Here is a 14,847-nt window from a genome sequence, read left to right as displayed (position 1 = left end):
GACTTATCAGCTTATTTTACTTTTTGTTGTATTCTGCCCGAACTTCCTGCAAACAATTGGCACACAAACAATTGGTAAATTGTCCGCGAACATACTCCCGCTGTGCATCGGTCAACTGAACCGCCATGCATTGACAGAGATTAATGTTTCCCACTTTGCATTCGAAAACCGCTCCGCAGCGCGGGCAACCAACGGTTTCGTGTTTACGTGCCAGAGTTTCCATCCGTTATTTCGTTACGCATTTTCAACCACCAGACTACGAGCGGTTTGCGCGGCTTGTACCATGTTTTTGAGCGCCTGTTCGGTTTCGGGCCAGCGACGGGTCTTCAAACCGCAGTCGGGATTGACCCACAGATTCCGAACCGGCAGCACATCGGCGGCTTTGTTCAACAACGCAACCATTTCCGCTTTCGTTGGCACGCGCGGGCTGTGAATATCGTAAACGCCGGGGCCAATTTCGTTCGGATAATTGAATTGCACAAACGCATCGAGCAATTCCATCTGCGAGCGCGAGGTCTCGATCGTGATCACGTCGGCGTCCATGTCGGCAATTTGCTGGATGATGTCGTTGAACTCCGAATAACACATGTGGGTGTGAATCTGCGTTTCGTTGCGTACGCCCGAAGCTGACACCCGAAACGCTTTTACCGCCCACTCCAGATAGGTTTCCCAGTTTTCGCGACGCAGCGGCAGGCCTTCCCGAATGGCGGGCTCATCAATCTGAATCACCTGAATGCCAGCTTGTTCCAGGTCCACTACTTCATCGCGGATGGCCAGTGCAATTTGCGTGCACGTATCCCGGCGCGGCTGATCATCGCGCACAAATGACCATTGTAGAATCGTCACCGGGCCGGTCAGCATCCCCTTTACCGGTTTTTTTGTCAGCGACTGCGCGTATTCGGTCCAGCGCACCGTCATGGCTTCGGGGCGGTAAACATCGCCGTAAATGATGGGCGGTTTGACGCAGCGCGAACCGTAACTCTGCACCCAGCCGTTCTGGCTGAACGCAAAACCGTCGAGCAATTCGCCGAAATATTCGACCATGTCGTTGCGCTCAAATTCACCGTGCACCAACACATCCAACCCGATTTCTTCCTGCCAGCGAATGGCTTTTTCGGTTTCCTGTCGAATAAAATCCTCGTATTGCGCCAGCGTTTTTTCACCTTTTTTAAACTTCGCCCGGTTGACCCGAACCGCGTCCGTTTGCGGAAATGAGCCAATCGTCGTCGTTGGGAAAAGTGGCAACTGCAAACGTTCATGTTGAAGCGGCTGGCGGTTTTCAAAAGCTGCCTGCCGGTGCGTATCGCTGTCTGTCAGCTGGTTAACGCGGGCCTGCACATCCGGGCGGTTGATCAGCGTCGATTGTCGGCGGGCGGTCAAAACCGCTTCGTTTTCGGCCAGCCAGCTTTTTGCCTGTTCGCTGTCGGGCTGCGCGGCAATCGTCGCCAGTTTGACCACTTCGGCCAGTTTCTGTTTGGCAAAAGCGAGCCATTGTTTGATTTCGGGCGTTAAACCGCTGACTTCCGTTTCCGAATCCAGGTCAACGGGTGCGTGCAGCAGGGAGCACGAAGGAGCCACCAGCACGCGGTCGCGGCCCAGCGCGTCGGTTGCCTTTTGAATCAGTTCCAGCGACCGGTTCAGGTTATTGATCCAGATGTTCCGGCCATCGACTACACCGAGCGAAAGTGCGGTTTTGCTGTCGATAAAGGCGGTTTTCAAAATGTCATCCAGTTGACTCGGGCAGCGAACCAGATCGATATGCAGCGCATCGACCGGCAGTTGCGTCGCCAGCGTGAGGTTTTCGCCGAAACATTCGAAGTACGAAGCCAGTAGAAATTTAAGCTTCGGAAACCGGTCGCGCAAAAAACGATAGGCCGTCGCGTAGGCAGCCCGTTGCTGTTCATCCGAATTCAGCACCAGACCCGGTTCATCAAACTGAATCCATTCGACGCCCTGCGTCTGTAAGCGGTTCAGAACCTGTTCATAAACCGGCAACAAGCGATCGAGCAAGTCCAGCCGGTGAAAACCGCTTTCTTTCTCTTTTCCCAGCAACAGATACGTAACCGGCCCCAACAGCACCGGTTTGGGAACAGTACCCAATACGGTTTTGGCTTCGTCGAACTCCGTAAAAACTTTTTCGGAACGCAGCGAGAATGCCTGATCCCGGCTGAATTCCGGAACGATGTAGTGGTAATTGGCGTCGAACCACTTGGTCATTTCCATCGCAATCAGGTCCAGACCGTCTTTCTGGAAACCGCGCGCCATCGCAAAATACAGATCGGTTTCGTTCGTATCCGGTTTTTCGGCGAGGAGACGAAACCGCTCCGGAATGGCATTGACCGTCAGTGACCAATCCAGCGTCTGGTCATAAAACGAGAAATCGTTGCACGGAATGAGTGAAATTCCGGCTTGCTGCTGGGTCAGCCAGTTTCCGCGACGAATGCGCTGACCGGTTTCGAGCCATTGAGCGTGGGTAATTTTTCCGGCCCAGTAACTTTCATTAGCCTTTTTCAATTCGCGGTGGCTACCGATTCGCGGATAGCCGAGGTTGTGTGTGATGACCATAGTGGTAATGGTTAATAATGATACCGAATTCTTCGCCGAACTTACTACCCCCTCCCGCAGCGACACCAACGCTCATGATACTCCCACCCGGCCCTGAAAATGGTCGAACATGAAGAAAAAGCGAGTTATGATGGCACCCGAAATTGTGGGGCGTCATGACCTGTTTATGGCCATTCTCCCGGTTTGTAGCAGCATTTACAGTAGCATTGCTTCCGGGTAATTAAGCAAGGGACAGCTCATCGCAATTGAATTCAGAGTAAAACTAAAATTCCCCACAAAGCTACTTTCTTAGTTTTAATATCTATGCTATAATAGTTTTTTAGAATAAAATTCTATATTTACAAAATAGTAAGACTATTCTTCTTTTAGCCTATTGCATTTACCCGATAAAAGGAAATAATTTCTGTGGAAAAGCTGGATTCGATCGACACGCAGTTGCTCAAATTATTGGGAGAAAATTCGAACGTGACCATTAAAGAATTAGCGGATCGGGTAAACCTTTCCCACACCCCGGTTTTTGAGCGGGTGAAAAGGCTGGAAGCGGGGGGTTACATTAAAAAATACATCGCCCTGATCGACGCTGAAAAGCTCAATTTCGGATTAATTGTTTTTTGTAACATCAAGCTCAAACAGCACGATAAAAGTATCGGGCACGACTTTGTAACCGATATTCTCCGGCTGGACGAAGTCGTTGAATGCTATAATATTTCCGGGGATTTTGATTTTCTTTTGAAAGTGTACGCAAAAGATATGAAACACTACCAGGATTTTGTCTTCAATAAACTTGGTTCGGTAACAAGCATTGGAAGCACGCACAGCACATTTGTGATGTGCGAGAACAAAAACACCTATAACGTTAACTTGTAGGTAACGGATAACGTATACCGCTCCAACCCGGTTATCCGTTTATATCGTTTAAACAACGGCCAAATGCAGTATTTTGTCATTTTGGGGTTACTCCTTTTCGTTCTAAGCGGCTGCGGTGATCGCGCCCGCCGTTCGGAAACAGCGGAAAAGCCGTCGGATTCGACGGCAATTTCTACGGATACGGTTTGCTTTCGGCAGGTGGTGGGGCGCGACACAACGGCGCTCCGGCTCGTCATCAACGGGGCGACAGTTACCGGCGAACTGGCCATTTTGCCGTATGAAAAAGACCGGGCGCGTGGTCGGATCGAAGGTACATTAACAAATAATCAAATCCGGGCCGACTGGCAGCGTTCGGGCGAAGGCGTTACGCAAACGCACGAAATCAACTTCTTGCTGACTGGTGACGCCGTGACCTGGCGCGAAGGCGAACGCATGGAGAAGCAAGGGCGTTGGGTACTTAAACAGCCGGAAAGCGGATTTGACTATAAGCTCCTAAAAACGGAATGCCGGTCAATTAATTAAGCCCTAAATCGGTTAGTACTTTTTGGGTTTTAGCGTCGTAGCTGTCCAGCGTTTTCAATTCGAAAGCGAACGAATTGTTTTTTCCGAACGGGCTCGCATCGATCACTTTAGCAACCCGGTAATCCAACTGATCCATCTTAAACCGGACATTGAACAGCGGTTTTGGTTTTTCCGGATACTGGCTGTGGGCCAGCAACTGTTTTAATGCCGCAGACCGTTTTTCCGGGGCCACCGATTCCAGCAAGTTACCCAATTCTGCTTTCATCTCTTCGTGCCATTCGCTGATCACCTCAGCGGGCAATTCGCCATCCCACTGCGCAATGGGCTGCCATTCTTTCAGAACACCCACAACCAGTTTTTTTGCCGAACCTTTCCCGTTTTCGGCAAACCGCAGGGTATACAATAAAATGGGAATCTCCGGATTCAGATCCGACGTCAGGCCTTCGATGTAGGCATATTGATACCCTTCGTACGAATGCCGTTCGTTGCGGAACCATTCTTCAAACCCAAAACCGTAAGTCGCTTCAAAAGCCGTTCGGCTGGAAGTGGCATTTTCAGATTTGTAATTTGGACCGGATGGTTCTTTGTATCCCCTATTATTATTCGTTAAACGAGCCAGGTAAAACATACAGGTTGGTTTTGTCACTTATGAAAATTTGTATTTTTTAAAATCAAAAAAAAAGACCGTGTTATTCTAGCCCGCTCATGACGCGCCTGACTTTGAATCATCACCGCAAAAATTGAATCGCACAAAAAGGCTACAGCGAAAAACCGGGCCACTACGGGCCAACTAACAAATGCTGCTTTTCACCGGAAGGGACCAGCTAGTAATCAGTAGATTAGTGAACAAGCCTTTGCCAAAAACCGGAATCGGACAGGACGCTGACGTTGCATTATCGGCATCGGCGGCAAAGTCGGGCAGGCGGTGTTCACAAGTCAGAATCGTAGTTCGAATACAAATATCGCCAAATATGCTCATTTAGCCAACAATGTTGATGGATTGACGACTATCATTTTTTTTATTTGGCAGCTAGAGCGCCATTAGCGAACTTTACCCCAAAATATAACCACCATTATTGGCATGAATTTTCTTCAGGATACGGTTTCGATCGTTAAAATAGCCGTATCGGTACTGCTTGCGCTGGCAAGCTGGCTGTTGATCCGGTTTCCTGCTCCCTTTCGGCACTCGCTCAACCAACGACCCGGTTTAACACTTTGGAGCAGTTTTATCCTTCTGCGGCTCATCCCTTTCGTCGTGGTTTACCTGATTCTGAATTTTGGGCCTCGCAACGATACCGAGTTTTTCTATAAAAAAGCGTATTCGGCTTTCCAGGGCAAAATGGTCTACCGGGATTTTCTCTCCTACCACGCCCCACTGTTTGGCTACCTGATCAGTTTACCGCTCTATCTGTGGAACAATGCCAAAATTCTGGTTCCGTTCATGGCCATCTTCGAGTTTGCCATTGTTTGGGCAACCTGGCGCTACTACCGCTCGACCCGACCGGATGCCCTGCTGATGGCGGTGTTGTATTTCCTGCTGCCGGTTTCATTCATCGCCATCGTTCTGGAGAGCGAAGAAGACATCTGGTTCTGGGGCGTCGGCCTGATCACGCTCGCGTATGCCAGCCGCAAACAAAGCAGTCTCTGGATCGGGGTCATCTGGGGCCTTTCGATGATTGTCATTAAAAGTATGGTGATCGTGCTGCTGATTCCGCTGTTTTTTCTGGTCGATAATAAATTCAAATACGTACTCGGACTAGCGCTCGTCGGCATTCCGTCCGTCGTTATTTTATACCTGCTGATGGGCGATGCGTTTCTGATGCCGCTGCAACATTCCGGCTACCACATGACCCCCAACATTGTCAGCGTCACCCGCCCGGTTTTGAGCGGTTTATACAACCAGATCAGCCTGACCCGCCTAAATACCATCAGCCTGCTGATCACCATGAGTCTGGCTTCCTGGGTTGCAATTCGGTATAAGCACCTCGGCTACCAGAAGCTCTTCCCGTCACTTTTTATTCTCACTTTTGCGATTTTCATGCTGGCTCAACCCAGCGCACCCGGTTTTTACCTCTACATTTACCTGATTGTGGTAGCGTTCGAGGTCTTGAAAATGGAGGACAAAGCCCTTGCGTTTCAACTCATCCTGCTCAATGTCCTGCTGGTGATCCAACCCATCGTCTGGGTTGTTTACGGGGGAATGCAGAATTACGATGACTGGAAAACTGTTTTTTCGACGGCGGCCTGTACCACCGATTACCTTATTCAGGTTGTGGAAGTCATTTTGCTGATCGTACTGGTCAGGAAGGTTTACACGCATGTAAAAACGCTGGATCGGGCGACAAAGCCATCGTTTGCGGCTCAATCCTAATGATCAGCGGTTTCCTGTAGACGAGATAAGGGTTCGTTCATCCGAGCCTTTCCGGCCCATCTGGTCATAAACCATCGTTGTCAGGCCGATTGAATGCGGTTTTCGTTTGCGCCAAACTCCTTCACCACCTATATTTGAATTTACTTACGCAATCAATCGATATGACTGAAGTTCGCACTAACTGGTCCCGCGACGAAATCGCCGATATTTATAACTCCCCCGTTCTCGATCTGATTTACCGTGCCGCGACCGTTCACCGCCAGCATCATGATCCGCAGGAAGTACAGGTTTGCACGTTGTTGTCGGTAAAAACCGGTGGTTGTCCCGAAGACTGTTCGTATTGCCCGCAGGCGGCCCGGTACCACACGAATGTGAAGGTTCACAAGCTGATGGAGGTCGACGAAGTGCTGACGGCTGCTCACCGGGCCAAAGAATCGGGCAGCACGCGGTTTTGCATGGGAGCCGCCTGGCGGGAAGTGCGCGACAACCGGGATTTCGACAAAGTGCTGGAAATGGTGCAGGGCGTTAACCGGATGGGGATGGAAGTGTGCTGCACGCTCGGAATGCTCACCGAAAGCCAGGCCGAAAAGCTAAAAAACGCTGGTTTATACGCCTATAACCACAACCTCGACACCAGCGAAGAATATTACGGCGACATTATTTCGACCCGCACCTACGACGACCGGCTGGATACGCTCGGCCACGTTCGCCAGGCCGGTATCTCGGTTTGTTCAGGTGGTATCATTGGTATGGGCGAAAGCCACCAGGACCGCATCGGTATGCTGCTGACATTGGCTAACTTACCCGAACACCCTGAATCCGTACCCGTCAACGCGCTCGTTCCGGTGGAAGGAACGCCGTTGGAAGACCAGCCACGGGTGTCGGTTTGGGAAATGGTTCGGATGATTGCCACGGCGCGGATCATCATGCCCAAAGCAATGGTGCGGTTATCGGCGGGCCGGGTGCGGATGAGCGTCGAGGAGCAGGCGCTCTGTTTCCTGGCCGGTGCCAATTCCATTTTCGCCGGTGACAAACTGCTGACTACGCCCAATCCGGAAGAGGATCAGGATCGCCAGTTGTTCCAGACGCTGAACATTCGTCCGCGTAAAGCATTCAAGGATTCGGAAAAACCGGCGGTGGTTTTTGAGCAGATTCCGGTGTGATAAAAGGCAATTCTGTTGGATAGCAAAGCAGCCCGGTTTGTCAATAACCGGGCTTTTTTGTATCTTTAAGTATGCCTGATTACCTGTCCACCGCCTTTAATATTGAGATTGATAAATTAACAAACTCCATTGAAAACACCGTCAGTGGGGAAGTATTCGATACGGAAATTACCCGATTGACGGTTCTGAACGAAAACAAATCAAAAAGAAAGATTGGGTGTTTAACTGGAAACAGGAATTGAAAGATCAGCAAAAAGAAACCTATAAGCTGACTACCGTTAGCAATCCGACGATTATTCAAGGTTTGCTTAGTATTAGCAACGCGCACGACCACGTATTCATGCACCTTATCGAGAATGCCAATTTTAATAAGGGTAACAAAAAATTATACAAGGGTGTAGCAGGCAATCTGGTGGCCTTTGCTTGCAAAACTGCATTTCAACTAGGCTTTGATGGAATCGTCTCTTTCGTTTCAAAAACGCAATTGATTGCCCATTATCAGAAAACGCTGGGAGCAAAACCGTTTGCAGGGAACCGAATGTTCATTGATACTCGCGAGTCTCTGGCTTTAGTTAAACAATATTTTAAAGACTTCGAGAATGGCAAATTTTAAGCAAATGGACGAGCAAGATTTTATTTTCCTCGACCAACCGTGGACTGAAGCAGAAAAACAATCATTCAGTAATTTTCTAAAAACCCGAAAAACCGGTAAAAAAGCAATTCGAAAAACGGATAGTGTAAAGCCTACTCCAAAGCGTTCGCTAACTTGATTAGAAACGAATCCATAATTCGTGCTCAATTTTTACATATTTTACTTCACCACCACGCCCCGCTCCTTCCCGATCGTATGGAATAGTGCGTCTTCGATCCGGTCGATGGCTTTTTCGAAGGTCCATTGTTCCTGCACCAACCGCCGGGCGTTGCGCGAGAGCCGCTCGAATTCGCCACTGTTGGTCAAAACCCGCTCAACGGCCCGCGCCATTTCTTCCGGTTTCCGATTGACTAACAAGCCGTTGTAATTATCGATAACGGTTTCCCGAACTCCTCCTTCGGCCACGGCCACCACCGGCAACCCGCAGGCATTGGCCTCCAGCGGAGCCAGGCCGAACGGCTCAAGCGTCGAGGTGTAGAGTAAACACGAAGCCGTATTGAGCAGCCGAATGAGCTCTTCGTGCGGTATTTTTTCGCGGGGTTCAAACTGCACGTTCCGCTGCTGACTTAACTCTTTCAGCTTATTGACGTAAACCGTATCGCCCATATCGCCCACCCAGACCAATCGGGGGCGCGTTTTTTCGGGAATCAGGGCCAGCGACTCAATGGCCAGGTCCGGGCGTTTGTGCTGAAAAAAGGCACCCAGGCCCATCACAAACGGTTCGCGGGGCAGATTCTGAAAGGGGAAAAGGCTGGCGTCAATGCCCAGGTAACAAACTTCACCGGCTCCGCCATAAGCCCGCAACAGGTTTTCGTTACTGAAATACGAGTTGACCAGTACTTTATCGTAGCTATGGTAGTTGTAGATTTCTTCCCGCACCCGCACCCGCGCCTGACGGATTTTGAAAATATCTTCCCAATATTTGTCGCGGTAATCGGCTTTTTTCCAATTGCCGCTGGCGGGTGGCAGCCCTTCCCAGATCAGATTCGGCGACGATTCGAACAAAAACCGGTTGGGTTCGCCAAGGTACAACGCCTTGGGAATGTTGATAAACCGGCCAATGTAGGGCATGGAGAAAAAAATGCAGGCATTGGCAAACAGAACGTCAAAATCGCCCGCGTTGATTTCATCGGCACATCGGCGGCAAAAATCAAGCATCCGCCGAATGCGCGTTTCAGGCTCAAACTGCATGGCCCACCACTTGTCCCAATAGCCATCGCGAATGCGCGTTTCCATTGAGAGGGGCAATACATGGGTTTTGGTCACGTATTGATCAACATCCAGAAATTTGCTGTCGCCTTCCGACGACGTCCAGACTTCAATCGTATGCCCGCGCTGTGCCAGTCCCTTAATGTGCTGGTGTAAAGCCCGACTTCCTCCCCCACTCCGCAGGTTATGCCAAACTGCAATTTTCATCAATGACCGCCAATTCAGGTAAAACAGATGCCAATATAGTATCTTTTTTTGGCAACTTTATTTACCGCGTACCCAATTCTATCACTTCCATGTCCGTTACACGACCCACATCAAGCGTAAATCGAAGGCACGTTCGCACCGAATGAAAACCGTGTTTCCCGGCTGCTCCGGGGTTGATAAACAACAGGTTATTGATTTTCGGATCGCGGGTAACTTTCAAAATATGGGAATGCCCACAGATAAATACATCTGGCGGATGCATCAGCAGATTGGGCCGAACAATAGGATTATACCGGGGTGGAGTACCCCCGATATGGGTCATCCAGATGGATAAGCCTTCCAGCTCAAACCGCTGGTTCTCGGGACATTCGTAGGCCACAGCTTTGTCGTCGATGTTTCCGTAAACGCCCCGAAACGGTTTGAAAGCCTTTAATTCGTCGATGATTTTGACGGAGCCCACATCCCCCGCGTGCCAGATTTCGTCGCACTGCGCGAAGTGGGTGAAGATTTGCGGGTCCAAAAAACCGTGGGTGTCGGAAAGCAGGCCGATTCGGATCAAGTTACACAGGGGTTATCGGAGAAAATCAAAGTTAATCAGAGACTCCCTGATAACCTCTGATTTTCCCTGATTAACCCTGTGAAATAACATAAGATTACTTCCAACCCCCACCCAACGCCCGGTACAAATCAATGACTGACAGAAACTGCGCCCGTTTCGTATTGATCAACGACAGTTCGGCCGCCAGTACACTCCGCTGCGCCGTGATTACTTCCAGATAAGACGCGTAACCGGTGGCAAATAATTCGTCAGAAATTGTCGCGGCCTGCCCCAACACCTTCACTTCCTGATCCTGCAAATCGGCCACTTTCCGGTAATTTTCAATGCCCCGCAGACTGGTCATCACTTCACTAAAACCGGTCAATACGGTTTTCTGGTACCCATAAAAAGCTTCCCGACTTTGCGCGACGCTCAACGAGTAATTCGATTTCAGATAACGTCGGTTGAAAACCGGAGCTGCCAGGCCACCCACCAACCCGAAGGCCAGCGAAGCAGGGTCCAGCAAAACCGACGCCCGGAACGCATTCAGACCGACGTATGGCGTCAGGTTCAGCGAAGGCAGAAATTCGGCGCGGGCCACTTCCACGTCGATGTTAGCGGCTTCCATCGCGAGTTCAGCCTGTTGAATATCCGGTCGACGGCGTAACATCTGACTCGGAATGCCCGCCGAGACCCGGGCTGGAAGCTCCTGGTAGCTGATGGTTTTGCTGCGCGGAATCCGCTGCGGAAACCGCCCCAGCAATTGATTCAACTGGTTTTCAGCTTCTACAATCTGCTGCTGCACCTGCGCTTCCAGCCCCCGGGTATTGAGCAACTGGGCGTTGAATTGCTGCACCGCCAGTTCGGTCACCCGACCGGCGGCTTTCTGCACCACGACCAGTTCGGAAGCCCGCCGTTGCAAAGCTTCATTTTCGCGGATAATTTCCAGCTCACTGTCCAGCGCCAGAAGGCTGTAATACAGCCGGGCGACTTCGGAAATGAGCGAAGTAGTGATCAGATGACGCCCTTTTTCCGTTGCCAGAAAGCGGACGTAAGCGGCTCGTTTGCGGTTTCGGAGTTTACCCCACAGATCAATCTCCCAATTGCTCCGAAAACCCAGAAAGTAATCGGGCGTTACGGTGGGAATCCGCTTATCACCCTTGATGTTGGGCGACAGATTGGTATCGAAATTGCCAACGCCGTTCAGCGTATATTGCCCAAACCGATCGACGCCAACGGCGGCAACCGCGTTGACGGAGGGAACCAACGCACCCCGGGTGTACTCAAAATTGGCCCGGGCCATTTCAATGCGCTGGGTGGCCATCTGCAAATCCGGATTCCGGGCCAGCGCCGTGTCAATCAGGCTTTCCAGATCCGAATCCGAAAAAAATGCTTTCCAGTCCAGACTGCCGATGGTCGTTGAATCCGTATTTCCGGAAAAAGAAGTCGGCAACGGTCTCGCGTTGGGTAATCGCAGTGGTTCGGCAACCCGGCAACTGTTCAGCACGAAAACCGGGGCAATGAAAAAGATAAGTCGTTGAATACTCGATTTATGAATGAATGGTTGTGCCATTTTCGTGAGTTTGAGTGAATACCGGAGCCCGATCCGAGTCGTCGTCCCGGGGCGATTTTGACTGGAGCAGTTTGGCGAGTTTGGCAAAAGCCACGTACAGTCCGGGGATGAGGAAAAGCCCGAAAACCGTACCGATGAACATCCCGCCCGCAGCCGCCGTACCAATGGAGCGGTTTCCGAGCGCGCCCGCCCCCGAAGCAATACAGAGCGGAATCAGTCCGGCAATGAACGCAAAGGAAGTCATCAGAATTGGACGCAAACGCGACAGCGCCCCTTCCATCGCAGCCTTCAGAATCGACAACCCTTCCTGCTGCTTCTGATGCGCAAATTCAACAATCAGAATCGCGTTTTTACCCAGCAACCCGATAAGCATGACCAGCGAAACCTGTGCGTAAATGTTGTTTTGCAAACCGGCCAGCTGCAGACACAGAAATGACCCGAATATTCCGGCGGGCAGCGACAGCAAAACCGCTAACGGCAAAAACAGGCTTTCGTACTGCGCGACCAGCAGAAGGTACACAAACACCAGACAGATGACAAAAATCCAGATCGCCTGATCGCCCGACAGCACTTCCTCGCGCGTCATACCCGACCAGTCGAACGCAAAACCGCGCGGCAGTTTTTCCTTCGCCACTTCCTGAATGGCTTTGATGGCGTCCCCACTGCTGTAACCGGGTGCCGATTCACCGTTGATCATGGCCGAAGTAAACATGTTATAGCGGGTCAGCTGCTCCGGCCCGTAGACGCGTTCCATCGTGATAAAATTGGAATACGGCACCATTTCGCCCTGTTTGTTCTTCACCCGCAAGTTCAGCACATCTTCGGGTTTGGCCCGGTATTTGGGCGCAGCCTGAACCATCACCTTATACATCTGATTGAACCGGATGAAGTTCGACGCGTAAAAACTCCCCATCAGCGTCTGGAGTGTACTCATGGCATTGTCGATGGAAACGCCTTTCTGAGCAGCTTTATCCTGATCCACATGCAGCACATATTGGGGAAAACTGGGGTCGAAACTGGTGAAAACCCGGCTGATTTCCGGCCTCTTTTCCAGTTCCGCGATAAACTGATCGGTTACCTGTTTTGTCTTTTGCAAATTATCGCTCCGGGTCCGGTCCTGCAGCCGGATTTCGAAACCGCTCGAATTACCGAAACCGGGTACCGTGGGCGGAGAAAAGAACTGGATGCTGGCGTCGTTGATGTTTTTGGTTTTTTCGGCCAGAATCGCAATCACATCGTCAACCGATTCTTTCCGTTCGTCCCAGCTTTTGAGGTTGATCATGCCCATCCCATAGGACGCCCCCGCACCGTCGGTCATCAGACTCAGACCCGCCAATGTGGAAACGTTTTCGACAGACTCCAGTTTGGAAGCCGCCTGCTGAACCAAATCCATTACTTCCTCCGTCCGCTCAACGGTCGCTCCAACGGGTGTCGTCACGTTTACGTAAATCATCCCCTGATCTTCTGTGGGAATAAAACCGGCGGGAAGAATGGTATTGATCCCCCAGGTTGCCACAAAAAACAGCAGCAGAACGCCCCAGGTTACAACGCCCCGCGTTACAAACGGGCGCAGACCGCGCCGGTATTTGCCGGCCAGCGATTCGTACCCGCGATTAAATCCGGCAAAAAACCGCCCTAACAATCCTTTTTGTTCACCGTGGACCGGACGCAGTAACAAAGCGCACAAAGCGGGGGTCAGCGTCACGGCATTGATCCCCGAAATGACAATCGAGATGGCCAGCGTCAGTGAGAATTGCCGGTAAAAAATACCCACCGGCCCCGACAGAAAGGCGACCGGAATAAAAACTGCCGACATTACCAGCGTGATGGCAACAATGGCCCCGCTGATTTCTTTCATGGCTGCAAACGTGGCCGCGCGCGGAGTCAGGTGCTCTTCGGTCATTTTGGCGTGAACGGCTTCCACCACCACAATCGCATTATCGACCACAATCCCGATCGCCAATACTAACGCAAAGAGAGTAAGGAGGTTAACCGAAAAACCGATCACATCCATAAACGCAAACGTACCGACCAGCGCCACCGGAACCGCCAGCGCACAGATCAGCGTCGAGCGCCAGTCCTGCAGGAATAAAAAAACGACGATAAATACCAGAATGAACGCTTCGAACAACGTCCGGACCACTTCGTGAATCGAAGCGTCCAGAAAGCGCGAAACATCGTAAGCAAAATTATAGGTCATACCCGGCGGAAAAGTCGTTTCTTTCAACTCCGCCAGGCGGTTTTTCACATTTTGGATAACTTCCTGCGCATTGGAACCGGGGCGCTGTTTGAGCATGATAGCCGCCGAGGGCCGCCCGTCGTTCTTGGACAGAATTCCGTAATCCAGCGAGCCAAATTCCACTTCGGCCACGTCTTTCAGGCGCAAAATCGATCCATCATCCTGCGTCCGGATCACGATATTTTCGTACTGCGTCGGTTCAATAAATTTGCCCGTGTAGCGCAACACGTACTGCAAAACCTGCGCGTCGCGGTCGGCACTTTCACCGGCTTTTCCCGGTGCGGCCTCCACGTTTTGTTCGCGGATTGCCGCCACGACATCATCAGCCGAAACCTCGTACGCCGTCATGCGATCCGGTTTGAGCCAAACCCGCATCGAGTATTCCCGCGCGCCCAGAATATCGACAAAACCAACGCCATCGATGCGCTTGAGTTCGGCCAAGATATTGATATCGGCAAAGTTGTAAATGAATTTTTCGTCAGCGGTGGAATCGCTGCTGATCAAATTAAGGTACAGCAGCATACTATTAACTTCTTTTTCGGTCGTAACCCCGGCTTTGATTACCTCTTCGGGAAGTTCATCCAACACCGTTGTCACCCGGTTTTGAACGTTGACCGCAGCCAGATCCGGATCGGTCCCGACTTTGAAGAAAACCTGAATCAGGGTGGAGCCATCATTTCCCGAAATGGCGGTCATGTACGTCATATTCGGGACGCCGTTAATTGCCCGCTCCAGTGGCATGGCTACGGCTTTGGTACTCACTTCGGCATTGGCCCCGGTATAATTGGCGGTTACGACCACCGAAGGCGGCACAATGTCCGGAAATTGGGTAACGGGTAAATTCATCAGCGACAATACGCCCAGCAACGTAATCAAAACCGAGATCACGGCGGAGAGTAAAGGCCTTTTTATGAAGGTGTTAAACATAAGTAAGCGATAGT

12 protein-coding genes are annotated in these 14,847 nt (G+C 51.0%); 5 read left to right on the top strand and 7 right to left on the bottom strand.

Going from position 1 to position 14,847, the window contains the following annotated elements; translation table 11 throughout:
* Positions 1-16 precede the first annotated feature (16 nt).
* Both EHT25_RS17875 and metE read right to left on the bottom strand, forming a co-directional pair.
* Positions 17-223 (bottom strand): cysteine-rich CWC family protein, encoded by a 207-nt coding sequence (locus EHT25_RS17875; RefSeq protein WP_124876498.1) that lies wholly within the window; start codon positions 221-223, stop codon positions 17-19.
* 11 nt (positions 224-234) lie between these two features.
* On the bottom strand, positions 235-2,565 hold the full coding sequence (metE, locus tag EHT25_RS17870; protein WP_124876497.1) for a 5-methyltetrahydropteroyltriglutamate--homocysteine S-methyltransferase: 2,331 nt from the start codon (positions 2,563-2,565) through the stop codon (positions 235-237).
* Between the two features lie 405 nt (positions 2,566-2,970).
* On the opposite strand from metE, the gene EHT25_RS17865 reads away from it, so the two are divergent.
* Positions 2,971-3,432: an Lrp/AsnC family transcriptional regulator gene (locus EHT25_RS17865; RefSeq protein ID WP_124876496.1), complete on the top strand. Its 462-nt coding sequence runs from the start codon at positions 2,971-2,973 to the stop codon at positions 3,430-3,432.
* Between the two features lie 63 nt (positions 3,433-3,495).
* Positions 3,496-3,954 (top strand): hypothetical protein, encoded by a 459-nt coding sequence (locus EHT25_RS17860; RefSeq protein WP_124876495.1) that lies wholly within the window; start codon positions 3,496-3,498, stop codon positions 3,952-3,954.
* Here EHT25_RS17860 and EHT25_RS17855 read toward each other — a convergent pair.
* Complete coding sequence (locus EHT25_RS17855) at positions 3,947-4,582, bottom strand: hypothetical protein (protein ID WP_124876494.1); 636 nt, start codon at positions 4,580-4,582, stop codon at positions 3,947-3,949. The genes EHT25_RS17860 and EHT25_RS17855 overlap by 8 nt on opposite strands.
* Before the next feature lie 453 nt (positions 4,583-5,035).
* Between EHT25_RS17855 and EHT25_RS17850 the strand changes: the two genes are divergently transcribed.
* The 3 genes from EHT25_RS17850 (at position 5,036) to EHT25_RS17840 (ending at position 8,101) form a co-directional block, all read left to right on the top strand.
* Positions 5,036-6,325, top strand: coding sequence for a hypothetical protein (locus EHT25_RS17850; RefSeq protein WP_124876493.1), 1,290 nt, complete (start codon positions 5,036-5,038; stop codon positions 6,323-6,325).
* A 161-nt stretch (positions 6,326-6,486) separates the two neighbouring features.
* Positions 6,487-7,488, top strand: a complete 1,002-nt coding sequence (gene bioB / locus EHT25_RS17845; RefSeq protein WP_124876492.1) for a biotin synthase BioB — start codon at positions 6,487-6,489, stop codon at positions 7,486-7,488.
* 238 nt (positions 7,489-7,726) lie between these two features.
* A complete protein-coding gene (locus EHT25_RS17840) occupies positions 7,727-8,101 on the top strand; it encodes a hypothetical protein (RefSeq protein WP_229311610.1) in 375 nt (124 codons plus the stop codon).
* Positions 8,102-8,299: 198 nt separating this feature from the next.
* On the opposite strand, the gene EHT25_RS17835 is transcribed toward EHT25_RS17840, so the two are convergent.
* The 4 genes from EHT25_RS17835 to EHT25_RS17820 all read right to left on the bottom strand — a co-directional run bounded on the left by EHT25_RS17835 (position 8,300) and on the right by EHT25_RS17820 (position 14,833).
* Positions 8,300-9,556 carry a glycosyltransferase family 4 protein gene (locus EHT25_RS17835; protein ID WP_124876491.1) on the bottom strand — a complete coding sequence of 419 codons (1,257 nt, stop codon included), beginning with the start codon at positions 9,554-9,556 and terminating at the stop codon, positions 8,300-8,302.
* Between the two features lie 61 nt (positions 9,557-9,617).
* The gene (locus EHT25_RS17830; protein ID WP_124876490.1) at positions 9,618-10,115 is read right to left on the bottom strand and encodes a metallophosphoesterase family protein; all 498 of its coding nucleotides are present in this window, start codon (positions 10,113-10,115) and stop codon (positions 9,618-9,620) included.
* A 94-nt stretch (positions 10,116-10,209) separates the two neighbouring features.
* Positions 10,210-11,667 carry a TolC family protein gene (locus tag EHT25_RS17825; RefSeq protein WP_124876489.1) on the bottom strand — a complete coding sequence of 486 codons (1,458 nt, stop codon included), beginning with the start codon at positions 11,665-11,667 and terminating at the stop codon, positions 10,210-10,212.
* Positions 11,645-14,833, bottom strand: coding sequence for an efflux RND transporter permease subunit (locus EHT25_RS17820; RefSeq protein WP_124876488.1), 3,189 nt, complete (start codon positions 14,831-14,833; stop codon positions 11,645-11,647). Before EHT25_RS17820 ends, EHT25_RS17825 begins: the two co-directional genes overlap by 23 nt.
* Between the last annotated feature and the right edge of the window lie 14 nt (positions 14,834-14,847).

Origin of the sequence: Larkinella rosea (assembly GCF_003858635.1) — a bacterium.
GTDB lineage: Bacteria > Bacteroidota > Bacteroidia > Cytophagales > Spirosomataceae > Larkinella > Larkinella rosea.
Note: the sequence above shows the minus strand (reverse complement) of the source record. Positions and strands in the feature narration are given on the sequence as shown.

Excerpts from the sequence above, each read along its gene's own strand:
- metE (WP_124876497.1), bottom strand. The coding sequence starts at position 2,565 with ATGGTCATCACACACAACCTCGGCTATCCGCGAATCGGTAGCCACCGC.
- EHT25_RS17820 (WP_124876488.1), bottom strand. The coding sequence starts at position 14,833 with ATGTTTAACACCTTCATAAAAAGGCCTTTACTCTCCGCCGTGATCTCG.
- EHT25_RS17825 (WP_124876489.1), bottom strand. The coding sequence starts at position 11,667 with ATGGCACAACCATTCATTCATAAATCGAGTATTCAACGACTTATCTTT.
- EHT25_RS17835 (WP_124876491.1), bottom strand. The coding sequence starts at position 9,556 with ATGAAAATTGCAGTTTGGCATAACCTGCGGAGTGGGGGAGGAAGTCGG.
- EHT25_RS17875 (WP_124876498.1), bottom strand. The coding sequence starts at position 223 with ATGGAAACTCTGGCACGTAAACACGAAACCGTTGGTTGCCCGCGCTGC.
- bioB (WP_124876492.1), top strand. The coding sequence starts at position 6,487 with ATGACTGAAGTTCGCACTAACTGGTCCCGCGACGAAATCGCCGATATT.
- EHT25_RS17855 (WP_124876494.1), bottom strand. The coding sequence starts at position 4,582 with ATGTTTTACCTGGCTCGTTTAACGAATAATAATAGGGGATACAAAGAA.
- EHT25_RS17860 (WP_124876495.1), top strand. The coding sequence starts at position 3,496 with ATGCAGTATTTTGTCATTTTGGGGTTACTCCTTTTCGTTCTAAGCGGC.
- EHT25_RS17850 (WP_124876493.1), top strand. The coding sequence starts at position 5,036 with ATGAATTTTCTTCAGGATACGGTTTCGATCGTTAAAATAGCCGTATCG.